General features: G+C 57.9%; 16 protein-coding genes. 6 read left to right on the top strand and 10 right to left on the bottom strand.

The window, feature by feature from the left end; all coding sequences use genetic code 11:
* Positions 1-162 precede the first annotated feature (162 nt).
* Positions 163-1983 carry a translational GTPase TypA gene (typA, locus tag PS14A_RS01050; protein ID WP_090280259.1) on the bottom strand — a complete coding sequence of 607 codons (1821 nt, stop codon included), beginning with the start codon at positions 1981-1983 and terminating at the stop codon, positions 163-165.
* Positions 1984-2122: 139 nt separating this feature from the next.
* The gene (gene thiI / locus PS14A_RS01045) at positions 2123-3577 is read right to left on the bottom strand and encodes a tRNA uracil 4-sulfurtransferase ThiI (protein WP_130912624.1); all 1455 of its coding nucleotides are present in this window, start codon (positions 3575-3577) and stop codon (positions 2123-2125) included.
* A gap of 327 nt (positions 3578-3904) precedes the next feature.
* On the opposite strand from thiI, the gene glnA reads away from it, so the two are divergent.
* The 5 genes from glnA to ntrC all read left to right on the top strand — a co-directional run bounded on the left by glnA (position 3905) and on the right by ntrC (position 9470).
* Positions 3905-5311, top strand: a complete 1407-nt coding sequence (gene glnA / locus PS14A_RS01040) for a type I glutamate--ammonia ligase (protein WP_016772104.1) — start codon at positions 3905-3907, stop codon at positions 5309-5311.
* Between the two features lie 277 nt (positions 5312-5588).
* Positions 5589-6101 (top strand): DUF4124 domain-containing protein, encoded by a 513-nt coding sequence (locus PS14A_RS01035; RefSeq protein WP_212615083.1) that lies wholly within the window; start codon positions 5589-5591, stop codon positions 6099-6101.
* A gap of 32 nt (positions 6102-6133) precedes the next feature.
* Entirely contained in the window at positions 6134-6721 is a 588-nt protein-coding gene (locus PS14A_RS01030; RefSeq protein WP_212615082.1) for a DUF4124 domain-containing protein, read from the top strand.
* 230 nt (positions 6722-6951) lie between these two features.
* Positions 6952-8037 (top strand): nitrogen regulation protein NR(II), encoded by a 1086-nt coding sequence (gene glnL / locus PS14A_RS01025; RefSeq protein WP_016772107.1) that lies wholly within the window; start codon positions 6952-6954, stop codon positions 8035-8037.
* Positions 8034-9470 carry a nitrogen regulation protein NR(I) gene (gene ntrC / locus PS14A_RS01020; RefSeq protein WP_016772108.1) on the top strand — a complete coding sequence of 479 codons (1437 nt, stop codon included), beginning with the start codon at positions 8034-8036 and terminating at the stop codon, positions 9468-9470. The genes glnL and ntrC overlap by 4 nt, the downstream gene beginning before the upstream one ends.
* 624 nt (positions 9471-10094) lie before the next feature.
* Here ntrC and PS14A_RS01015 read toward each other — a convergent pair.
* The 5 genes from PS14A_RS01015 to PS14A_RS00995 all read right to left on the bottom strand — a co-directional run bounded on the left by PS14A_RS01015 (position 10095) and on the right by PS14A_RS00995 (position 20895).
* On the bottom strand, positions 10095-12566 hold the full coding sequence (locus PS14A_RS01015) for a leucine-rich repeat domain-containing protein (RefSeq protein ID WP_212615081.1): 2472 nt from the start codon (positions 12564-12566) through the stop codon (positions 10095-10097).
* A 121-nt stretch (positions 12567-12687) separates the two neighbouring features.
* Entirely contained in the window at positions 12688-14667 is a 1980-nt protein-coding gene (locus PS14A_RS01010; RefSeq protein WP_241669528.1) for a leucine-rich repeat domain-containing protein, read from the bottom strand.
* A 109-nt stretch (positions 14668-14776) separates the two neighbouring features.
* Positions 14777-18043 carry a leucine-rich repeat domain-containing protein gene (locus PS14A_RS01005; protein WP_212615080.1) on the bottom strand — a complete coding sequence of 1089 codons (3267 nt, stop codon included), beginning with the start codon at positions 18041-18043 and terminating at the stop codon, positions 14777-14779.
* Between the two features lie 178 nt (positions 18044-18221).
* Complete coding sequence (locus PS14A_RS01000) at positions 18222-20303, bottom strand: leucine-rich repeat domain-containing protein (protein ID WP_212615079.1); 2082 nt, start codon at positions 20301-20303, stop codon at positions 18222-18224.
* Positions 20304-20454: 151 nt separating this feature from the next.
* Positions 20455-20895 carry a hypothetical protein gene (locus PS14A_RS00995; RefSeq protein WP_130911999.1) on the bottom strand — a complete coding sequence of 147 codons (441 nt, stop codon included), beginning with the start codon at positions 20893-20895 and terminating at the stop codon, positions 20455-20457.
* On the opposite strand from PS14A_RS00995, the gene PS14A_RS00990 reads away from it, so the two are divergent.
* Positions 20894-21349 carry a tRNA (cytidine(34)-2'-O)-methyltransferase gene (locus tag PS14A_RS00990; protein WP_076565159.1) on the top strand — a complete coding sequence of 152 codons (456 nt, stop codon included), beginning with the start codon at positions 20894-20896 and terminating at the stop codon, positions 21347-21349. The genes PS14A_RS00995 and PS14A_RS00990 overlap by 2 nt on opposite strands.
* A 96-nt stretch (positions 21350-21445) precedes the next feature.
* Here PS14A_RS00990 and secB read toward each other — a convergent pair whose 3' ends face one another.
* The 3 genes from secB to PS14A_RS00975 are packed head-to-tail and all read right to left on the bottom strand — an operon-like array spanning position 21446 to position 22658.
* Positions 21446-21931 (bottom strand): protein-export chaperone SecB, encoded by a 486-nt coding sequence (secB, locus tag PS14A_RS00985; protein ID WP_130911998.1) that lies wholly within the window; start codon positions 21929-21931, stop codon positions 21446-21448.
* Between the two features lie 57 nt (positions 21932-21988).
* On the bottom strand, positions 21989-22243 hold the full coding sequence (gene grxC, locus PS14A_RS00980) for a glutaredoxin 3 (protein WP_130911997.1): 255 nt from the start codon (positions 22241-22243) through the stop codon (positions 21989-21991).
* Position 22244: 1 nt separating this feature from the next.
* Positions 22245-22658, bottom strand: a complete 414-nt coding sequence (locus tag PS14A_RS00975; RefSeq protein ID WP_016772116.1) for a rhodanese-like domain-containing protein — start codon at positions 22656-22658, stop codon at positions 22245-22247.
* Positions 22659-22784 lie beyond the last annotated feature (126 nt).

The raw sequence follows: 22784 nt of genomic DNA, 5'->3' as shown, positions 1-22784 counted from the left end.
CAAGTCGACGTATCTTCAGAGCATCCCCCAATCGGTCCCCTCTCCCTCCGGGAGTGGGCTAGGGTGAGGGGCTTTTCAGGCTTCACACATTTCCTTCCCCCCAGACAAACAAAAACGCCCCCGGTCTCGCGACCGGGGGCGTTTTTTTATGCCGGGGCTGAATTACGCCTTGGCTTTCTTGGCAGCGCGGGTACGCTCGCTTTCGTCGAGGATCTTCTTGCGAAGACGGATCGACTTAGGAGTAACTTCGCACAGCTCGTCTTCCTGGATGTATTCCAGAGCCTGTTCCAGGGTGAACTTCACCGGTGGTACCAGAGCGATGGTTTCGTCTTTACCCGAAGCACGCATGTTGTCGAGCTTCTTGCCCTTGGTAGGGTTGACACCCAGGTCGTTGTCACGGCTGTTCTGACCAACGATCTGACCGTTGTAGATCTCCTGGCCGTGTTCTACGAACAGCTTGCCGCGAGCCTGCAGGGTTTCCAGCGAGTAGGTCAGTGCCTTGCCGGTTTCAACCGAAACCAGAACGCCGTTCTGACGGCCGGACATGTGGCCCGACTTGACGGTGTCGTAACGATCAAAGATCGAGGTCAGGATGCCAGCACCGTTGGTCAGGGTCAGGAACTGGTTACGGAAACCGATCAGACCGCGAGCAGGGATGTTGTATTCCAGACGTACACGGCCCTTGCCATCCGGCACCATGTTGCTCAGGTCGCCCTTACGCAGGCCCATCTCTTCCATGACCTTGCCCTGGGATTCTTCAGGGATGTCGATGGTCACGTTTTCAAACGGTTCCTGCTTCACGCCGTCAACTTCACGGATGATCACTTCAGGACGGCCCAGGGCCAGTTCGAAGCCTTCGCGACGCATGGTTTCGATCAGTACCGAGAGGTGCAGCTCACCACGGCCGGAAACCTTGAACTTGTCAGCCGAGTCGCCTTCTTCAACGCGCAGTGCAACGTTGTACAGCAGCTCTTTGTCCAGACGGTCCTTGATGTTACGGGACGTCACGAACTTGCCTTCCTTACCGCAGAAAGGCGAATCGTTAACCTGGAAGGTCATGGAAACGGTTGGCTCGTCAACGGTCAGCGGCTTCATCGCCTCGACAGTATCCGGGTGGCACAGGGTGTCGGAGATGAACAGCGAATCCATACCGCTGATGCAGACGATGTCGCCGGCAGCAGCTTCTTCAACGTCAACGCGGTGCAGACCGTGGTGACCCATCAGTTTCAGGATACGGCCGTTGCGACGCTTGCCATCGGCACCGATCGCGACAACCGGAGTGTTCGGCTTGACGCGGCCACGAGCGATACGGCCAACACCGATAACACCCAGGAAGCTGTTGTAGTCCAGAGCGGAGATCTGCATCTGGAACGGACCGTCACGGTCAACGGCCGGAGGCGGAACGTGGTCGACTACCGCCTGGTACAGCGCGGTCATGTCTTCGCCCATGGCGGTGTGGTCCAGACCGGCAATGCCGTTCAGGGCCGAAGCGTAAACAACCTGGAAGTCCAGTTGTTCTTCGGTCGCACCGAGGTTGTCGAACAGGTCGAAGATCTGGTCCAGAACCCAGTCCGGACGCGCGCCTGGACGGTCAACCTTGTTGATCACCACGATTGGACGCAGGCCGGCTTCGAAAGCCTTCTTGGTCACGAAACGGGTTTGCGGCATAGGGCCGTCTTGAGCGTCAACCAGCAGCAGAACGGAGTCGACCATCGACATTACGCGTTCAACTTCGCCGCCGAAGTCGGCGTGGCCCGGGGTGTCCACGATGTTGATGTGGTAGCCGTTCCAGTTGATGGCGGTGTTCTTCGCCAGAATGGTAATACCGCGCTCTTTTTCCTGGTCGTTGGAGTCCATCACGCGCTCGTCGTTGAGCTCGTTGCGCTCCAGGGTGCCGGATTGACGCAGGAGTTTGTCTACCAGGGTGGTTTTACCGTGGTCAACGTGGGCAATGATGGCGATGTTGCGTAGATTTTCGATCACTTGTGTATCTCGATCAGAGGATTCGGTTTGCTGACAAGTCATGGCAGCGATTAGCAGTAGTGTCCGGCATGGCCGTTACAGCTTGACGGCGGTGTCGGGGGGCCGGTGACGCAGGCCACAGGCAAACAGCCCCGGGCACTTAGCTCGGTCGATAAACGCGCACATTGGCATGCCCCTCACTGAGCAAATGGTGGGCATGCAGGCGACTCATCACGCCTTTGTCGCAATACAGCAGGTACTGGCGAGTAGGGTCCAGTTCCTTGAAACGTGCGTTCACTGCATAGAACGGCATCGTCTGTACCTCTATGCCGGCGAGCTCCAGCGGGTCATCCTCGGCGGCATCCGGGTGGCGGATGTCGATCACGATCTGACCGGCCAGCGCTTCGCTGACTTCTTCAATCTGCAAATCCTGGCCCAACTCGTCGATTACCCGATCGATCGGCACCAGTTTGGCGTTGGCGAGCGCACGCTCGAGTACCGCCATGTCGAATTCTTTCTCTTCGTGCTCAACCCGGCCACGCTTGGCGGCGGTCTTCGGGTTGACCGAAATCACGCCGCAATATTCCGGCATGTGCCGGGCGAAATCGGCGGTGCCGATCTCGTTGGCGGTGTCGATGATGTCCTGCTTGTGCGCGACGATCAGCGGCCGCAGCACCAGCTTGTCGGTCACGCAGTCGATCACCGACAGGTTCGGCAGCGTCTGGCTCGACACCTGGGAGATCGCTTCACCGGTCACCAGTGCATCGATGTGCAGGCGTTCGGCGATCTCGGACGAGGCGCGCAACATCATACGCTTCAAAACCACGCCCATATGACTGTTATCGACTTTGCCGAGAATTTCGCCCAGCACTTCCTCGAACGGCACACTGACAAATAGCACGCGTTGCGAGCTGCCGTACTTCTTCCAGATGAAGTGCGCGACTTCCATCACGCCCAATTCGTGGGCACGCCCGCCGAGATTGAAGAAGCAGAAGTGCGCCATCAGGCCGCGACGCATGATCTGGTAAGCCGCCACGGTCGAATCGAAGCCGCCGGACATCAATACCAGCGTCTGCTCCAGCGCACCCAGCGGGTAGCCGCCGATGCCGTTGTGCTGGCTGTGAATCACGAACAACCGTTTGTCGCGAACTTCGATACGGACTTCGATTTCCGGCGCTTTCAGGTCGATTCCGGCCGCACCGCACTCGCGACGCAGCTTGCTGCCGACGTATTTTTCCACGTCCATCGAGCTGAAGGCATGCTTGCCCGCGCGCTTGCAGCGCACCGAGAAAATCTTCCCGGCCAGTGCATCGCCGTAGTGCTGTTTGCACTTTTCGGTGATGTCGTCGAAGTCGCCCAGCGGGTACTCGTCGATCTGCAGAAAATGCGCGATGCCCGGCATGCAGGTCAGGCGCTCGCCCATCTCTTTCAAGGCTTTGGCGTCGGTAACGCGGGTTTCCAGCTCGAGATTGTCCCACACGCCGTTCACCACCACGGCCGGGTCCAGGTCACGGAGCACGGTGCGGATGTTCTTGGCCAACTGGCGGATGAATTTCGTCCGGACAGGTCGGCTTTTGATGGTGATCTCGGGGAAGACTTTTACGATAAGTTTCATGAAAACAGCGCGCGAACGGCCAGCCGAAAAAGGGGGGCGCGGATTATAGCGGAAATTGCTCAAGGTTTAACCAGTTAATGTGCAGAAGGTTTTGCTTGCACCAAAACAGGTCATTTCTGAATTTAAACGCAACATTAAGGGGCGGGATTTGTCGATTCAGAACCTCGCACGCCTTAATAAGCGTGAATTTGGGGCAAAAAACCCATGCTGGGGCACTGGCATGCAATTTGCTCCCTTGTGAGGCAGGTTGCCTTGGCAGAGTATTCGCGCCGGCATCACCATTATTAAGGGCATCCACTACCCGCCCTAATTCACCCGGAGGACACTATGTCGAAGTCGGTTCAACTCATCAAAGATCATGACGTCAAGTGGATTGATCTGCGCTTCACGGACACCAAAGGCACTCAGCACCACGTGACCATGCCGGCTCGCGATGCGCTGGATGACGACTTCTTCGAAGTCGGCAAGATGTTCGACGGTTCCTCCATCTCCGGCTGGAAAGGCATCGAAGCCTCCGACATGATCCTGATGCCGGTCGACGAAACTGCCGTACTCGATCCGTTCACCGAAGACCCAACCCTGATCCTGGTGTGCGACATCATCGAGCCTTCGAGCATGCAGGGCTACGATCGCGACCCACGTGCGATCGCCAAGCGCGCCGAAGAGCACCTGAAAGCTACCGGTATCGGTGACACCGTATTCGCCGGTCCAGAGCCTGAGTTCTTCATCTTTGACTCGGTGAAATTCAAGTCGGACATCTCCGGCTCGATGTTCAAGATCTACTCCGAGCAAGGTTCGTGGATGTCCGACCAGGACATCGAAGGCGGCAACAAGGGTCACCGTCCAGGCGTGAAAGGCGGCTACTTCCCGGTTCCACCGTTCGACCACGACCACGAAATCCGTACCGCCATGTGCAACGCACTGGAAGAAATGGGTCAGTCGGTTGAAGTTCACCACCACGAAGTGGCGACTGCCGGCCAGAACGAAATCGGCGTCAAGTTCAACACCCTGGTGAAGAAGGCTGACGAAGTTCAGACCCTGAAATACGTTGTGCACAACGTTGCCGACGCTTACGGCCGCACCGCGACCTTCATGCCGAAGCCACTGTACGGCGACAACGGTTCGGGCATGCACGTGCACATGTCGATCTGGAAAGACGGCAAGAACACCTTCGCAGGTGAAGGCTATGCCGGCCTGTCCGATACCGCTCTGTACTTCATCGGCGGCATCATCAAGCACGGTAAGGCCCTGAACGGCTTCACCAACCCGGCGACCAACTCCTACAAGCGTCTGGTGCCAGGCTTCGAAGCTCCGGTAATGCTGGCCTACTCGGCGCGCAACCGTTCCGCTTCGATCCGTATTCCATACGTGTCGAGCCCGAAAGCCCGCCGTATCGAAGCACGCTTCCCGGATCCGGCTGCCAACCCGTACCTGGCCTTCGCAGCGCTGCTGATGGCCGGTCTGGACGGTATCCAGAACAAGATCCACCCAGGCGATGCTGCCGACAAGAACCTGTACGACCTGCCGCCTGAAGAGGCGAAAGAGATTCCACAGGTTTGCGGCAGCCTGAAAGAAGCCCTGGAAGAGCTGGACAAGGGCCGCGCGTTCCTGACCAAGGGCGGCGTGTTCTCCGACGACTTCATCGACGCTTACATCGCGCTGAAATCGGAAGAAGAAATCAAGGTTCGCACCTTCGTACACCCACTGGAATATGAGCTGTACTACAGCTGCTGATCCGGTAGCGCTGCGTAAAGTGGCGTGACAAAAGAGGCCTCCTTCGGGAGGCCTTTTTTATTGCCCGGCGCAGTTCATTTACCCTGTGAGAGCGAGCCTGCTCGTGAAAGCGGTGAGGCATTGAAGATGATGGTGACTGATGCGACGCCTTCGCGAGCAGGCTCGCTCCCACAGGCGATCTGTGGTGTCTGAATGATCTTTGAATGTGTCGCCAGTTGGGCCAACCGCCCCACCTGTCCTATGCTGCTACCCATCGCTTCCAACCCCGGTCGATTTCATGGGTCGCACGCTCCTCTACATTCTGCTGCTGATCGCCCTGCCCGCCGCCGCGCAGATCTACAAGTACACCGACGCCAACGGCAACACGGCGTACAGCAATCAGCCGCCGGACGGCATGCAGGCGCAACCGGTCGAGTTGCCGCCACTCAATCGGGTCGAGCCACAAGCGCCGAGCGCGCCGCAAGCACCCGCTGCGGAACAACCCCAACCACCGCGCAACGCCTATGAAATTCTCGAGCTCTCCGGCCTCCCCACTGACGAGGCGCTGCGCGCCAATAACGGTACCTTCACGGTCAACGTCCTGATCAAGCCGCGCCTGCAACCGCCCCATCAACTGAGACTGGTGTTGGACGATGAACCCTACGGCCAGCCGAGCAACGTGCCGGTTCTGCAACTGGTGAACATCGATCGCGGCGAACATCGCCTGGCCGTGCAAGTGATCGACGGACAGACTGTCATCCAGCACAGCCCGCCAGCGGTCTTCACCGTGCAACGGGTGCATACGCCGTGATTCGCGCGGGGCTGGCACTCATCCTGGTGTTGATGTCGACGTCAGCCTCGGCGGAGGTCTTTACCTACATCGACGCACAGGGCAACCGCGTCTACACCGACCAGCCACGCGCCAACGCCAAGCGAGTGCCGATCGCAACAAGCAATCGCATGGCTGTCCCTGCCAGCAGCGCAGCGCCGATCACCACGGCGAAAAAATCCGCCGAACCAGCGCCCTTCCATTACGACATGCTGCGCATCCTGATCCCGGAGCCCGACGCGACTCTGCGCAGCAGCGCCGGCGAGCTGATCGTCAGCGTCACCAGCGAACCCGGCCTGCAAAACGGCCATCGTTATCGCCTGCTACTCGATGGCAAGGCCACCGGCGAACCCGGTGTCAGTCCGGTTTTTGCGCTGAGCAATATCGATCGCGGCAGCCACAGCCTGTCGATCGAGATTCTCGACGCTGCCGGGCGTACCGTGGAACGCACCGCCAATCAGCCGTTCCACATGCTGCGCATTTCCCTGGCGCAGAAACGTCAGGTCAAACCCTGTGTCGCCGACGATTACGGCGTGCGGCCGGAATGCCCGCTCAAGGACAAACCTGAAGAACCGAAGAATCCATTCCTGCGCTTCTTTTAACACCCGTCGGGCGTGCGCACTCTATTGGTGCACTAAACTGCATCTCGCTCACAACCCAACCCATTTTGGTTCGAAACTTCCCGTTTGAGCTGGCTTCGTGCCATACAAACGCGCGTCAAACGCCTGTTTCAGGGGTTAAACGCTTCTTTTCGGAGCCTTGGTTTGGTTTTTGCATTTTCCCGACATCAGCGCTTTGTTCTCGCGCACGCCTTGCTCCAAAAGGGGTCCAGATGACCATAAGCGACGCTATTCACCGTTTGCTGCTCGACAACCTGACCACGGCGACCATCCTGCTCGATGCCGAATTGCGACTGGAGTACATGAACCCGGCGGCGGAGATGCTGTTGGCGGTCAGCGGTCAGCGCAGTCACGGCCAGTTCATCAGCGAGCTGTTCACCGAATCCCCCGAGGCGCTCAATTCCCTGCGTCAGGCGGTGGAGCAGGCGCACCCGTTCACCAAGCGTGAAGCGATGCTCACCGCCCTCACCGGCCAGACGCTGACCGTGGATTACGCGGTCACGCCGATTCTAAGTAACGGCGAGACTTTGCTTTTGCTTGAAGTGCATCCGCGTGATCGCCTGTTGCGCATCACCAAGGAAGAGGCCCAGCTGTCCAAGCAGGAAACCAGCAAGATGCTGGTACGCGGCCTCGCCCACGAGATCAAGAACCCCCTCGGCGGCATCCGTGGCGCGGCGCAATTGCTCGCCCGCGAACTGCCAGAAGACAGCCTGCGCGATTACACCAATGTGATCATCGAAGAGGCCGACCGCCTGCGCAATCTGGTGGATCGCATGCTCGGCTCGAACAAATTGCCGTCGCTGGCCATGTGCAACGTCCACGAAGTGCTCGAACGCGTCTGCCATCTGGTCGAAGCCGAAAGCCAGGGCTGCATCACCCTGGTGCGTGATTACGACCCGAGCATTCCCGACGTATTGATCGACCGCGAGCAGATGATTCAGGCGGTGTTGAACATCGTGCGCAACGCGATGCAGGCGATCAGCAGCCAGAACGAGCTGCGCCTGGGCCGCATCAGCCTGCGCACCCGCGCCATGCGCCAGTTCACCATCGGCCACATCCGCCATCGTCTGGTGACCAAGATCGAGATCATCGACAACGGCCCGGGCATCCCGGCGGAACTGCAGGAAACCATTTTCTTTCCCATGGTCAGCGGCCGCCCGGACGGTACCGGGCTGGGCCTGGCCATTACCCAGAACATCATCAGTCAGCACCAGGGCCTGATCGAGTGTGAGAGCCATCCAGGCCACACCACCTTTTCGATCTTCCTGCCACTGGAACAAGGAGCCACATCGACATGAGCCGTAGTGAAACCGTGTGGATCGTCGATGACGACCGTTCTATCCGTTGGGTCCTGGAAAAGGCCTTGCAGCAGGAAGGCATGACCACCCAGAGCTTCGACAGCGCCGATGGCGTGATGAGTCGTCTGGCCCGACAACAGCCGGACGTGATCATTTCCGATATCCGTATGCCGGGCGCCAGTGGCCTGGATCTGCTGGCGCGGATTCGCGAACAGCACCCACGGCTGCCGGTCATCATCATGACCGCTCACTCCGATCTGGACAGCGCTGTCGCCTCCTATCAGGGCGGTGCTTTCGAGTACCTGCCCAAGCCTTTCGACGTCGACGAAGCCGTTTCGCTGGTCAAACGCGCCAATCAACATGCGCAGGAACAGCAAGGCCTGGAAGTGGTGCCGGCGCTGACCCGCACCCCGGAAATAATCGGCGAAGCGCCGGCGATGCAGGAAGTGTTTCGTGCCATCGGGCGCCTGAGCCACTCCAACATCACCGTGCTGATCAACGGCGAATCCGGTACCGGTAAAGAACTGGTCGCCCACGCCCTGCACCGCCACAGCCCACGCGCGGCTTCGCCGTTCATTGCCCTGAACATGGCGGCGATTCCCAAGGATCTGATGGAATCCGAGCTGTTCGGCCACGAGAAAGGCGCGTTCACCGGCGCGGCGAATTTGCGTCGCGGTCGTTTTGAACAGGCGGACGGCGGCACGCTGTTCCTTGATGAAATCGGCGATATGCCGGCGGACACCCAGACCCGTTTGTTGCGCGTGCTGGCCGATGGCGAGTTCTATCGCGTCGGCGGCCATGTGCCGGTCAAGGTCGATGTGCGCATCATCGCCGCCACCCACCAGAATCTCGAAACGCTCGTCCACGCCGGCAAATTCCGTGAGGACTTGTTCCACCGCCTCAACGTGATCCGCATCCACATCCCGCGCCTGTCGGATCGTCGCGAAGATATCCCGACCCTGGCCCGGCACTTCCTCAGCCGCGCCGCGCAGGAACTGGCGGTCGAGCCGAAGCTGCTGAAAAGCGAAACCGAGGAATACCTGAAAAACCTGCCGTGGCCGGGCAACGTGCGTCAACTGGAGAACACCTGCCGCTGGATCACCGTCATGGCCTCCGGCCGTGAAGTGCACATCAGTGACCTGCCGCCGGAACTGCTCAACCTGCCGCAGGATTCGGCGCCAGTGACCAACTGGGAACAGGCCCTGCGCCAGTGGGCCGATCAGGCCTTGGCCCGTGGCCAGTCGAGCCTGCTCGACAGCGCGGTGCCGGCATTCGAGCGGATCATGATCGAGACTGCTTTGAAGCACACCGCAGGACGTCGGCGTGATGCGGCGGTGCTGCTGGGTTGGGGGCGCAATACCCTGACGCGCAAGATCAAGGAATTGGGGATGAAGGTTGATGGTGGGGATGATGACGAGGGGGAAGAGGGTTAACGCTTAAGGATTGTCGTGTACTCAGGATCGATCCCCCTCACTCCAGCCCTCTCCCCCGAGGGGGAGAGGGGGAAGGGAGCCGATCTCGGGTGGTTTCGAGGCCTGAGTTCGGCTCGGTATCTCAGGTCGGCGTAACTTGACCGGGCACCTCGGTCAGTCCCCTCTCCCTCTGGGAGAGGGTTAGGGTGAGGGCTACCGTGCACCGCATCAATGCACAATGACCCGCGATCGCGCACAGCCGTATCGCCACAATCACTCCTGAAAACACTGAAAAACCCTTTATTCAAAAACGCGAAAGCCCCGAGTTCCGGGGCTTTCGCGTTTCCAAAGCGTTTTTTGTTTCAGCAGATTAAAAGCTGGCACGCACCCTGCAACACCTATCTCAGGTGATTCGTTTCACCACCCGTTTCGGGGACCTTGGTACAGGCAGGCCGGGGATTCCCCTCTTTACATTGGGCTCACAGCGCAAAGCGGCGAGCCCACCCTTTTGGGATCCTTGGTACAGGCAGGCCGGGGGTTCCCTCTTTACACCGGGCTGACGCCACAAGCGCAGCCCACGCTTTTGGGAACCCTGATACAGGCAGGTCAGGGATTCCCGCTTTTACATACAGCCATTGCATCCCTTCAACCCACCCTCCCAGGCTTAAGCACATGATGCGAGGGCGGGTTCTGCCACGTTGGATCAAACTTGCGTATTTCCTCTTCGAGCCGGTCCAGCATTTTCCCGGGACTTGGCTCAGCGAAAGCAATATCCCGCAGAGTTTCCTGCTCACCAAGGCTTGCCCTTTGGAAATGTTCAAAAAACGCCCAGACCCGACGCTGCAGGAGTGACCGCTCGACCTGAAACTCAGGCGTGCGTACAAGATCCCTGATTTTTCTCATCATCGGAATGTTTGTCGGATTGATCAACGAGACCCAGAGAGATGCTTTGGCGGCGTGCTGCTCCTGCGGAACGTTATGCATCCAATGATCGATCACCAGGTCGTACAGGGTTCTTCCCAACCAGAAATCCGTACCTGTTTGCCGACGCGCAGCAATGAGCCGCCGGAAAGTGACCGGATCAGAAAGCAGAGTGCCGGTCAGCTCGAAACCTGCCCTGATTTCAACGCTGTCCGGTATCGAGGTGATTCCGGTGTAAGACAGATCCAAACTAACAACGGGATTCTCGGAAGTCACACCGTCAGGAAAATCTTGTATCTGAGTATGGCTGAGATCAACCTCCAGCAAGCTTCTCATGCCTCTGAGGGATGGCGCCTGGGCAAGTGGGGTCTGCGATAAATTCAGGGTTTCAAGCCGCGAAGGACCATTCTGCGAGCCAAGTCCACGCGGTGGAGCCCAAATGCAGGTATAGGAAAGATTCAGTTCTCGCAGTTCCGACATATGGGTCACGTCCGGCGCATCCGTGATCGCCGGATTATGGAACAGATCAAGTACCTGCAACCGCGCCGCGGCGGGCATATCACCCAGTCCGGGCGGTAACCCGAGCAAAGCACAACCACGCACGCGCAAGACTCGCAAATCGGCCATGCCACGCACTGAGAGATCTGGCCAGATACTGCAGTTGGTCAGGATCAGTTTCTGTAAACGCGTCGAGTGCGGAAAGAGTTCATGATCGATCGACGACGCCCAGACCTTGCTGTCCCGCATCTGCAGGACTCTCAACGCCGGCAGCCTGGCAATTTCGGCAAGCAGCTCACGGCTCTCGCCTGAGAATCTCCGAACTTCGAGAGAATCGATATGCGAGAACATTGCGAACATATTCACCAGGCTTCTCGAGGGGCTGCCTTCAAGGACAAGAGAGTCAACGGATCTGAGTGGAATCGAAAATTCCGGTAACGACAGATTGCTTCGCCTTCCCAGGTCGAGCTCCAGCTTGAAACCGACCAGCCGCCCGTCACGGTAGACTTTTTCGCTACTGTCTCCCTGCCACTTGAACAGCCGGCGCATCTTCGCACCTATTTCCAGTCGCCGACTGCGCTCAGCATCGTCATTGCCCTTATAGCCCGTTTCCCAGGCCGCGATCTCACGGTTCAACTGAGGAAACTCGAGGTGAATCCGCTGCAGTTCCGATTCCGCCACACCCGCTTCACCAAAGCGTGCGATGAAATCATCGGCATGTTGATCGGTCGAGTCTGCAAAATAGCGTTTGACCTGTGCCCGGGTCGTCGCGACAAGGGCCGGTGGTTGCGGCGTTGACTGACCCGCACCGGTGAGCCAGGGGCGGTGAAAGTTGAACGGGTTGGCATCTGCGGGGGCGTTGCGGTCCATACCGCCGCGCAGACCTGTGAGGATGGAAACCCACGTATCCTGTTCGCTACGGGTAATTGCCACAGTCTCACCGCCAAGGCTGGCGCGATAAATGTTTGCGCTGTCGGTGGCGACGGGATCTGCGGGATTGACCAGACGCCAGACTCGATATTCCGGGCGGGACGCATCAAGATCCTGCAGAACCTGATACGTGTGTTCCTGGATGACCACGTAGAGCTTGCCGTTGTGACGTATCACGCCGTCAACGCCGGGTTCCACACTGCCAAGATCGAGGCCACTGCGAAAGTTCTGCAAACTAGCGTCGGTCAAAGGATCGGTACGTGTGCTGAAGTCGTTGTGCGGATGCCAGATGCCGCTCTCGATATCCCGCAGCATCCATGGGCCGGAGGGCAGCAACTCGCTAGATAGCCGAGCGCGATACAATCCGGTTTCCGCATCCACGCCGACAAGCACCACGCCTGCGTCAGGCACATCAACATATTGGCGATCCTTGTAAACCCTCAAGCCTTCGCTGTCAGCGTCCGGCAGCACGGCAGCTGACTGGATCCGGTAATTTTCCAGCGACGTGTAAAAAGCGATTGGCTTCTGGACAGGAAGCGGATCCGGGCGAGCCTCGACTGTGAGCGTCGACGCAATCGTCTCCCGGACTGCAGCGTCGCCAACAGAGGTGCTTCGCTGCCACGTGTCATCAACACGAACTCGTGAGACCTTAGCATCCCGGCCGGCCGTGCCGGCCTGTGAAAAATTCTTTTCCGAACTGTGAGTGGAGTGCGTGCGGACATCCGTATCCACGCGAACGCTGCCACCGCGAGACTGTTTTACTGGCATGTTTTCATCCTTGAAAGTTCTTCTCTGGCATAAATGCCAGAGACGATGTTGGGGTTGGCACCTTTGGTACAGGGAGGCTGAATATCGCCGCTTTTACACCGGCATTGCGGACGCCTGCGAGTCACTCCAGTCTGGAGCGCTTGGGCGGGGGGTGCGACGGCTGATTCTGCCGCCCGCCGTCATATTTGCGAATCTCTTCTTCCAGCCTGTCCAGCATCCTTCCAGGACTCGTTTCGGTGGCAAGAATGGCGTCAAGCCTGGATCGCTCGTTGACTTCGGCTTTGTCATACATATCCAGAAACCACCATACGCGCCGCTGCAGAAGCGGTCGCTCAACATGAAATTCGGGCGTACGACTCAGTCGACGAATGATCATGGTCAAGGCTTGTGGGGTTGTTCCGAAATGCCTGTCCCACAGCGTTTGTTTTTCGGCTATCTGTTGCTGCGGTACATTGCGCAGCCAGAGACCGGCAGACACATCGCTGCTTTCCTGCCCAAGCCAGATATCTGTGCCCGTCGCCATACGTGCACGTATCAACCGCCGAAGAGAGGCCGGGTCCGTTATGGGATTGCCGATGAGATTGAAGCCCGCTCTGAGCTCGATGGATTCAGGAATCGAAGTAATCCGACAGTTCGCCAGATTCAGTACTTTGCCGGGAAAAACGTCGGTGATGCCCTCCGGGAATCGATCCAGCCCTGTGCTGGAAAGATCCAGCTCCTGCAATGCGGTCATGTTTTTGAGTGGCGGGCTGGCTGAAAGCGGATTGCCACCAAGTTTCAATACTTCCAGCTTCGATGCAACTTCAATGGCATCAAGTCCGGTAGGAAGCAGTTCTATTCCGGTGTGGCTCAAATCCAGCACCCGCAATTCAGTCATCCCTCTGACGTCAGCTGCCACTTGCGAAAAGGTGACTTGCTCCTGACGTTGCATCTGCCCGTACAACGTACTCACCGGCGCCTCGAATGTATTGCAAAACCATAGCTCACGTAGCCTGGTAAGGCCTCGCAGCGAAAAGCCAGCCGTCAGTTCACAGTCCTGCAGGCGCAGCCTTTGCAAACGCGGGAATCTTTTCAATTGTTCGGCAAAGCCCAAATCCATGCTGAATTTCGAATGAACAAATCTTACCGAGATCCGTCCCGGTACCCGGCCATTCATGTTGATCACCTGACTAGTGATCGTCAGACTTTCAAGGTTGGGGAATTGTGCGCAAAACGCGTCCGGGTCCAGCCTCCCACGACCTCTTAAGGTCAGAGAAACGACTGAGCTGAATTTCAATGAAAGCGGCTCTTGAACTGGCCATGTCGTGAGATTGATATCCAGCTTGTAGCCCACAAACCGCCCATCACTGTAGACCCGTTGATCGGGCTGGCCCTGCCATTTGTATAACTGGCGTAGCGTCGTCCAAGTTACAGAGGCCTCATCTAATTCCGGGCCCGATACAATACGATCCGGACTGCGCGGCACGCGAATATACGTCGAGTTCAGTTGCGCAAGCCCAAGCTGGATCTGCTTGAGCTCAAGCTCTGCTGCATCCTTGTCATCAAACCGCGCGATGAAGGCATCCGCGTCCTCATCGGTCGTGTCCGGAAGATATTTGCGTATCTGCTCCCGACTCGTTGGCTCCGCGACTTCGCGCGCATACCAGAGTCCGCTCTCCGCATCGCGCAGCATCACCGGACCTGGCGACAATTCGCTGGGCCGGCGGGCACGATGCAGACCCGTCTGCGGATCGACGGCGACAAGAACGAGGTCACCACCGGCCACGTCAACGTAAGTGCGTTGATTGCGAACCCTTAGCCCTTCGCTGTTGAGCTCCGGAAGCATTGCGCGGACGTTGATCACGTAATGGTCCAGCGTGGGTTGAGGTGCTGGCAGACTGGCTTGAGCAGGGGTTGCATGAACCACGACCGCTGCAGTCGCACGAGTGGCGTCTGCGTCGGTAGCGCGCGACGCCAGATTATCGGCGGAGAAAGCCGGGCCAGAACCTCCCCGACCTGATGTGCCGGGGAGTGCGATATCAATGTCGTCCGGTCGGGTCGGACTGGTGGAAGCATCCACTTTCGCGCGGGTAGCGCCACCTTTGGCTGGTTTTCCTGGCATGTTTTCATCCTTGAAAAAATCGCCCCCGGCATTTACGCAAGGGACGAAGAAATTGGCATCTTGCCAACATAAATGGAGCGGTTGCGGTTTCGAATTGCCCGTCGAGCCGTTAAATATCAAGCCTCGGACGCTTGGGTAAATGATGCGAAGGCTGGTTTTGCCTCCCTGAGTCACGTTCGCGGATCTCTGCTTCCAGCTTGTCCAGCATTTTGCCGGGGCTGAATTCACCGAGCAAAATGTCATCGAGACGGACCTGCTCGCCGTACCCAAGTTCGCTGTAGATCTTGAGGAACGACCAGACCCGCCGCTGCAGAAGCGGATACTCGGCATGAAATTCCGGCGTACGAGTAAGCAGCAATATCCTGTTCTTCAAGAGACCGCCAGAGGGGCCGACGCGGTCCCATAGTTGCTGTTTTTCAGCGACGTCCTTATCCACATTTCTTAGCCAGACGAACGACGACTGATCGCTGCTCAGATCTCCCAGCCAGATATCAGTACCCGTTTCGATACGTGCACGTATGAGCCGTCGGAGTGAAGCCTGATCTGTTACAGGATTACCCATGAGATTGAAGCCCGCCCTGAGTTCAACAGATTCGGGAATCGAAGTAATACGGTTGTTCGCAAGGTTCAACACCTTCCCGGGTATCTGGGATGTGATGCCCTCCGGGAACTTGTCCAGGCCGGTATTGGAGAGATCCAGTTCCTGCAGCGCAGTCATTCCTTTGACCGTAGGCACCTCAGAGAGAGGATTACCGCCAAGTTTCAGTACTTCCAACCCCGGCGCGACGTTATCGGCACCAAGCCCGACAGGAAGTCGAACCAGTCCCGTCTGCGTAAGATCGAGTATGCGCAGCTCGTTCATGCCCACCAACGAAAAGTTGGACGGTACGGACGTCCTTTGCAGGTGCAATTCGCGCAGGCGCGTAAGCTTTGTCAATTGTTCAGTGAAGCCGGGGTCCGCGTTGAAGCGTGGTTGCCAGGCTTCGCTCATGACCGTCAGACGTTCAAGACTGGGGAAATGTGCAAAGAAAGTCTCCGGTTTACGCAGGATGCCTGCTGTCAGGGAAAGGGAGACAACGGAGCTGAATTGCAGAGGTAACTGCAGGTCATCCCCCCATAGATCAAGACTGATAGACGTCTTGAAACCCACCGGTCGAGCATCGTGGAAGACCAACTCATCAGGCTCCCCTTGCCATTTGTACAGACGACGCAACTTGCGCCACATTTGAGTGTGAGGGCTTTGTTCAAACGCAGCGTTGACCTGGCGATCCAGTTCTGGAATTCCGAGCTGCATGCGTTGGAGTTCCAACTCTGCCGCGCGCTTGTCGCCGAAGTTGGCGATAAAGTGATCTGCGTGCTGATCGGTCGCCTCCGGAAAATATTTTCGTACCAGCGCTCGCGAGGCCGACTCGTCTCGTATACGGGGGGGCTGGACGATACTGCCGGATTCGCGGAGCAGATCCGTGGCCGAGGGCATAGGCTCGCTTTGCGAATAGATTTCCGCTTCCAGTCGGTCGAGCATTTTCCCAGGGCTGAGTTCACTGGACATGATACTCCTCATGGTAAACACATCCCTGGCGCCAGCCTTGCTGTAGACGTCCAGGAACCGCCAAACTCGCTGCTGCAAGAATGGTCGGTCAAGATGAAAGTCGGGCAGACGAGTAAGCTTCAAGATTCCTTGGCGGCATGTGGAATCGCCGGTCCTTTCCCAGAGCTTCAATTGTTCAGGTAGTTCTTCCAACGGTGAATGCCGTAACCAGGGATTTACCGATCGGTCAATACTCTCTCCACCCAGCCAAATGTCAGAGCCTGTTTTAATACGTGCATCCATCAGGCGCTGAAGTTGAGCCGGATCAGTTACAGGATTACCACTGAGATTGAGGCCTGCTCGAAGTTCAACAGATTCGGGGATGGCTGAAATACGGTTATTCGCCAGATTCAACACTTTCCCTGGCAACTGAGACGTGATGCCTTCAGGAAACCTGTCCAGACCCGTGCCGAAAAGATCGAGTTCCTGCAGTGCATTCATTCCCTTGAGCGAAGGCACAACGGATAACGGGTTATATCCAAGTCTCAGCACTTCCAGGCGTGACGGCCCGTTTTCAGCCCCCAGCCCGACAGGCAACTGGTGTATTCCAGTCATCGTCAGGTCCAGTACACGCAACTGCGTCATCCCCACAATGGGTGGTGCGGCCTTCAAGTAGGGATTTTGGTTCAAGTCCAGCAACTGCAACTGTGAGCGTTCTGGCAGTTGATTGACCAGAGCAATCAAGTCCGGCCCCTGCTGAATGTTACCCAGCGTAAGCAATTGCAGTCTGGTCATGCCAGCCAGCGAAAAATCATCGGGCAAGATGCAGTCTTGCAGGTGCAGCTCCCTGAAACGGCGCAACGTCGACTGCTCAACAGAACCATTCTCGATCCTGAGCTTCGAAAAAGTCCGATACTGAGACGGTGGATTGATGAGTACCCGGTCGACGTTGGGAAACTGCCTGAGGAAAGCCTCCAGGTTGAGCTGACTCCCGTCCCTCAGGGTGAGAGAAGCAATGGAATTGAATGTTGTTGGAAAAGTTCGATGGGTCGGCCAAGCGTTGAGATCGATCTCGATCTTGAACCCCGCCAGCCGATCATCGTGGTAGACCCGCTCATCAGGATCGCCTTGCCACGTATAAAGTCTGCGCAGTCTGCTTGCCATTTCTCTGGCAACGAAACTCCCTGTGCCATCAAGAATTGCCATATCCCGTTCCATCTGAGCAAGCCCGGACTGGACCCGTTTGAGCTCCACGTCTGCCACATCCTTGTCACCGAATCGGGCAATAAGGTTTTCCACCTGTTGATCGGTCGCCTGCGGAAAATATCGTTCGATCTGCGCTCGCGTGGTTGGCTCAACGACTTCGCGCGCATACCAGAGTCCGCTGTCCGCATCGCGCAGCATCACCGGACCTGGCAACAACTCGCTTGGCCGGCGGGCACGCTGCAGACCCGTCTGCGGATCCACGGCGACAAGAACGAGGTCACCATCGGCCACGTCAACGTAGGTGCGTTGATTGAGCACCCTTAGTCCTTCGCTGTTGAGTTCTGGAAGCATTGCGCGGGCATTGATCACGTAATGGTCCAGCGTGGGTTGAGACGCTGGCAGACTGGCTTGAGCAGGGAGCGCATTAACCACGACTGCCGCAGTCGCACGAGTGGCGTCTGCGTCGATAGCGCTGGACGGGCCGGCGCGCGACGCCAGATGATCGGCGGAGGAAGCCGCGCCGGCGCCTCCCCGACGTGATGTGCCGGCGAGCTCGATATCGATGTCGTCCGGTCGGGTCGGACTGGTGGAAGCGTCCACTTTCGCGCGGGCAGAGCCACCTTTGGCTGGTTTTAATGGCATGTTTTCATCCTTGAAAAAAATGCCCCCTGCATCATGCAAGGGGGAAATGAGAGCGCGACAGAGATTGCCCGCCTCGGACTCAGACCGCAGCGCAATGAGCTGTGCCTTGGAGCAATCTGAATACAGGCGGGTCAGGAATTCCCGGTTTTATATCGCGCGCCGAGGCATGAACTTGCGTTCATTCAAATCTCGGTCGCTTGGGTAACTGATGCGGTGGCACGTGTTGGCGCCGTGCATCAAATTTTTCAATTTCGGCTTCCAGTCTTTCCAGCATGACGCCAATAATTGGTTCATTTTCCGTGAACCTTCCAGCAACAGCTCTGAGCTGTGCCTGTTCGACAGCGTCAGCCTTGTCAAATGCCTCGAGGAATGCCCAGACGCGGCGTTGCAATAGCGGACGCTCGATGTGAAATTCTGGCGTGCCACTCAAGTGCCGGATACGTAACATCAGGTCGCTTTCGGGAACGCTCGACCATCGGTTCCAGAGCGCCAGCTTGTCGGGCAATTGTGCTGGCGGCACATTCTTCAGCCAAAGATTTGCAGACAGGTCAGTACTTCCTCGCCCCAGCCAGACATCTGTGCCTGTTTGTCGCCGAGCAAAAATGAATCGCCGCAGGGCAGCCGGGTCGGAAATCGGATTGTATGAAAGGTCGAAGCCTTTCCTGAGCTCAAGCGATTCGGGGATCGTTTGAATATCGTTGCCTTTAAGTATCAATTTCGTCTTGGGGATATCGGCCGTAATGCCCTCGGGAAGTCTGTCTATACGGGTCCAGCTCAGATCCAGCTCCTGCAATGCAGTCATCCCTCTAAGCGAAGGCGCCACATAAAGATCATTGGCGCTGAGGTTCAATATTTCGAGCCGCGAAGGCCCACTCCCGGAATCAAGCCCTACCGGAAGCCTGCTTATCCCCGTATCCGCCAGATCCAATATTCGCAGCTCGGACATTGCACTTACGTCAGGTGCGACTTTCAGGCCCCGATTCCGACCCAAATCAAGCACTTGTAAACGTGACGGGCCGGGCATTTCACTCAGTCCAGCCGGCAAGGCATTTATACCGGTATATCGAAGATTCAATACGCGTAACTCGGTAAGACCGCGGACTGACGGAGCGTGCAGTACCCTGCCATTTTCGAGGTTCAACTCCTGCAGGCGGCTCATGCGTGTGAAGCGATCCACATCGGCCGGCTTGAATAGGACTCCGGTTCGGCTCATGTCGAGGACTTTCAGCTCTGTGAGTGTTTCGATCCCGGCAGGTAAGCCATCAAGTGACGCTTGCACTTTCAGCGTTTCAATGTGGGACAAGCTCTTGAACAGACCTTCGAGTTTACCTACGGCCCCCTCTGTGATTTCAAGGGCAACTATGGAATCGAGTCGTGTAGATAAAACCGGGAGAGCGAAGTTCCTCTTCCTTCCAAAAGCCAGTTTCAGGACAAACCCTGTCTGAAATCCCTCCTGATGGATTCTTTCCGATGCATCGCCTAGCCACTTGAACAATTGACGCACCTTGGCTCCCAGAGCAAAGCGCCGATCGCGCTCCTCGGTATCAGAGCCCTTGTAAGCCTTCTCCCATGCGCCGAGTTCGCGGTCCAGTTGAGGAAACCCAAACTTGATCCGCTCAAGTTCAATCTCTGCGCTGTCCCTGTCACCAAATCGGTTGTTAAAGTGCTGCGCGTGTTCATCGGCTGCCTCAGGAAACGATCTCTTGAATTGTTCTCGAATGGTCGCGCCAACATCCTCGTGCAAACGCCACAAGCCGCTAGCGCTATCGCGCTCCAGCACGGGGCCAGAGGGACGCAATTCACTCGAACGCCGGGCGCGATAAAGTCCCGTATCCGGATCCGCCCCGACAAGCACAGTCCCGCCGATGGACAGATCAACATAAGTGCGGCTCTTGAACACTCTGAGTCCGCTGCTGTTGGCGTCTGGAAGCGTTGAACCGGCACTGATCAGGTAGTTTTCCAACGACGACGGACCGGGAATAACAAGCGCCTCAGCGCTAGCCGCGTGGACCATTACCACCGCAAGCGGCTTGGTTTCATTCCCGGCGGTGCCGTCGGACGCCCCGTCTCCCGGGCGCGAATGATCCACAGAAATATCCGATGCGGAACCTCGGCGGCCCGATGTTGTCGGCAGCGACGTATCAACTTCGGCCGATCGACTCGCGCCGGCGGAAGCATTCACATCAACGGGGGTACTGCCACCGCGCGGTGGTTTTACTGGCATATCTTCATCCTTGAAAAAAACGCCCCATGCATTCATGCAAGGGCACGCTTGGTATCGGCATCCTGCCGTTTGAAGGGGCGAACGATAGCGTGGACGAGCATCTGACGGAGATGGGAAAGGGCGACGGCCGCAGTGGGAAACGACCTAAAACAGTGTAGGAACGAACATCAGCAAGGATGACTTCCCGCTAGGGCTCGCTCAAGCGGATCTCCAGTCGCCAGCGATCATCGACCTCGCTACCGACCCAGTCGCCCTGCAATGGGCGCGCTGCCAGCACCGTCAGCAACAATCCGCCATCACTCTTGCGCGTGCGCCAGTTGACGTCCTTGCCGTTGAGCCTGAGCTGGCCTTTCTGCGCCCGACCTTCGGCCTGAAACAGCAGCGCGATGGTGCCATCGATGATCTCGCCGTGCAGTTTCGGTTCGTTGTTGAACCACACTACCAGGCCGCCTTCGGTGACCTCGACCCTCTCCAGCACGCTCGGGTCTGGCGTGGTCAGGCGGCCGATCATCAAGCCGATCATCATCCCGACGATCGCCAGCGAACCAATGACGCGCGGGAATAGTTTCGAACGCGGGTCCGCTTGCGGCGTAGAATGCGCGTCATCTTTACCTTCGGAGCCGTGCATGTTTCACGTCATCCTTTTTCAACCAGAAATTCCGCCGAATACCGGCAACGTTATCAGGCTGTGCGCCAACAGCGGCTGCCACCTGCATTTGATCGAACCACTGGGTTTCGAGATGGACGACAAGCGCCTGCGCCGTGCCGGTCTCGACTACCACGAATATGCCACGTTGCAGCGTCACGCGGACCTGGCCAGCTGTCTGGAAAGTCTGGGCAACCCGCGCGTGTTCGCCTTCACCACCAAGGGTTCGCGGCCGTTCCATGATGCCGCGTTCGTGCCCGGCGATGCGTTTCTGTTCGGCCCGGAAAGCCGGGGCCTGCCCGCGGACGTGCTCGACGCCCTGCCCGGCGAACAACGCCTGCGCCTGCCGATGCGCGAGGGCTGCCGCAGCCTGAATCTGTCCAACACTGTGGCGGTCGCCGTGTACGAAGCGTGGCGGCAGAACGACTTCAAATAATTTTCACCTGACCAAAACAATCGCGGGCAAGCCCGCTCCCACAGGAATGTGCAAAACCTGTGGGAGCGGGCTTGCCCGCGATGCGTATCCGCGCCGTTATTGAACGGTTGGTGCGTCCCCGCTTTCCTGCATGCGCTGCAGCTCTTGCGCGTACAGGGCGTCGAAGTTCACCGGGGCCAGCATCAGCGCCGGGAACGAGCCACGGGTAACCAGGCTGTCGAGGGTTTCGCGGGCGTAAGGGAACAGGATGTTCGGGCAGAACGCACCGAGGGTGTGGCTCATCGAAGCCGCATCGAGGTTCTTGATCAGGAATATACCGGCCTGCTGCACTTCAGCGATGAAGGCGACTTCTTCACCGTTCTTCACGGTCACCGACAGGGTCAACACCACTTCGTAGAAATCGCCTTCCAGCGCTTTCTGCCGAGTGTTCAGATCCAGACCGACCGCCGGATCCCACTGCTGGCGAAAGATCGCCGGGCTTTTCGGGGCTTCGAAGGACAGGTCGCGTACGTAGATGCGCTGCAAGGAGAATTGCGGTGCGGTTTCTTCTTCGCTGGCTGCAGTGTTCTGTTGGTCAGTCATCTCAGATCCTTATCGATCTTGGGTCTTTTAGGGAGTGCTGTACGTGGGTGCAGCCGTTCAGCCCTTGAGCAGCGCGTCGAGTTTGCCGGCGCGCTCCAGGGCATATAAATCATCGCAACCGCCGATGTGCTTAGAGCCGATCCAGATCTGCGGCACGGACGTGCGCCCGGCCTTTTTGGTCATTTCGGCACGCAGCTGCGGCTTGCCATCGACCTTGATCTCTTCGAAGGCCACGCCTTTGCTGGCGAGCAGATGCTTGGCGCGCGAGCAGTAGGGGCAGTAATCGCTGGAGTAGACGATGACTTCGCTCATGTCATTTCACCAATGGCAGGTTGTCGCCCTTCCAGCTGGAAATCCCGCCGGACAGCTTGGCGGCGGTGAAGCCGGACTTCATCAGTTCGCGGGCGTGGGTGCCGGCGGTCTGACCGAGGGCATCGACCAGAATGATGGTCTTGGCCTTGTGCTTTTCCAGCTCGCCGACGCGAGCGGCCAGCTTGTCTTGCGGGATGTTCACCGCGCCGACGATGTGGCCGGCGGCATAATCCTTGGCCGGACGGATGTCCACCACCACGCCTGCATCTTTATTGACCAGTGCGGTCAGCTCGCCGGTGCTCAGGCTCTTGCCGCCGCCCTGCATCGTGTGCGCCAGCAACAGAGCCAGCAGTACGACGAAAATACCGACAAGAATGTAGTGGTTAGTGGCAAATTCAATCAGGTGAGCAACCATCGAAGGAGGTTCCAGGGCGTTAAAATGTCGGCCAGTATACACAGCCACTATGGTCGGCCAAACCCCGTCCGGCGGTGACGCGGTCGGAACTTCGCTTTAAACTCCAACTCCGTTTTCCATCGCCTC

The organism is Pseudomonas sp. 14A, assembly GCF_018132745.1.
Taxonomy (GTDB): Bacteria; Pseudomonadota; Gammaproteobacteria; order Pseudomonadales; family Pseudomonadaceae; genus Aquipseudomonas; species Aquipseudomonas mercuritolerans.
This window is presented reverse-complemented; position numbering and strand designations above follow the sequence as displayed.

What these genes read in the sequence shown, in the direction of transcription:
- secB (WP_130911998.1), bottom strand. Translation starts at nt 21,931, where the DNA reads ATGACTGACCAACAGAACACTGCAGCCAGCGAAGAAGAAACCGCACCG.
- glnA (WP_016772104.1), top strand. Translation starts at nt 3,905, where the DNA reads ATGTCGAAGTCGGTTCAACTCATCAAAGATCATGACGTCAAGTGGATT.
- ntrC (WP_016772108.1), top strand. Translation starts at nt 8,034, where the DNA reads ATGAGCCGTAGTGAAACCGTGTGGATCGTCGATGACGACCGTTCTATC.
- PS14A_RS01010 (WP_241669528.1), bottom strand. Translation starts at nt 14,667, where the DNA reads ATGCCAGGAAAACCAGCCAAAGGTGGCGCTACCCGCGCGAAAGTGGAT.
- PS14A_RS01005 (WP_212615080.1), bottom strand. Translation starts at nt 18,043, where the DNA reads ATGCCATTAAAACCAGCCAAAGGTGGCTCTGCCCGCGCGAAAGTGGAC.
- PS14A_RS01030 (WP_212615082.1), top strand. Translation starts at nt 6,134, where the DNA reads ATGTCGACGTCAGCCTCGGCGGAGGTCTTTACCTACATCGACGCACAG.
- PS14A_RS01035 (WP_212615083.1), top strand. Translation starts at nt 5,589, where the DNA reads ATGGGTCGCACGCTCCTCTACATTCTGCTGCTGATCGCCCTGCCCGCC.
- PS14A_RS01015 (WP_212615081.1), bottom strand. Translation starts at nt 12,566, where the DNA reads ATGCCAGTAAAACAGTCTCGCGGTGGCAGCGTTCGCGTGGATACGGAT.
- grxC (WP_130911997.1), bottom strand. Translation starts at nt 22,243, where the DNA reads ATGAGCGAAGTCATCGTCTACTCCAGCGATTACTGCCCCTACTGCTCG.
- PS14A_RS00990 (WP_076565159.1), top strand. Translation starts at nt 20,894, where the DNA reads ATGTTTCACGTCATCCTTTTTCAACCAGAAATTCCGCCGAATACCGGC.
- glnL (WP_016772107.1), top strand. Translation starts at nt 6,952, where the DNA reads ATGACCATAAGCGACGCTATTCACCGTTTGCTGCTCGACAACCTGACC.
- PS14A_RS00995 (WP_130911999.1), bottom strand. Translation starts at nt 20,895, where the DNA reads ATGCACGGCTCCGAAGGTAAAGATGACGCGCATTCTACGCCGCAAGCG.
- PS14A_RS00975 (WP_016772116.1), bottom strand. Translation starts at nt 22,658, where the DNA reads ATGGTTGCTCACCTGATTGAATTTGCCACTAACCACTACATTCTTGTC.
- thiI (WP_130912624.1), bottom strand. Translation starts at nt 3,577, where the DNA reads ATGAAACTTATCGTAAAAGTCTTCCCCGAGATCACCATCAAAAGCCGA.
- PS14A_RS01000 (WP_212615079.1), bottom strand. Translation starts at nt 20,303, where the DNA reads ATGAATGCATGGGGCGTTTTTTTCAAGGATGAAGATATGCCAGTAAAA.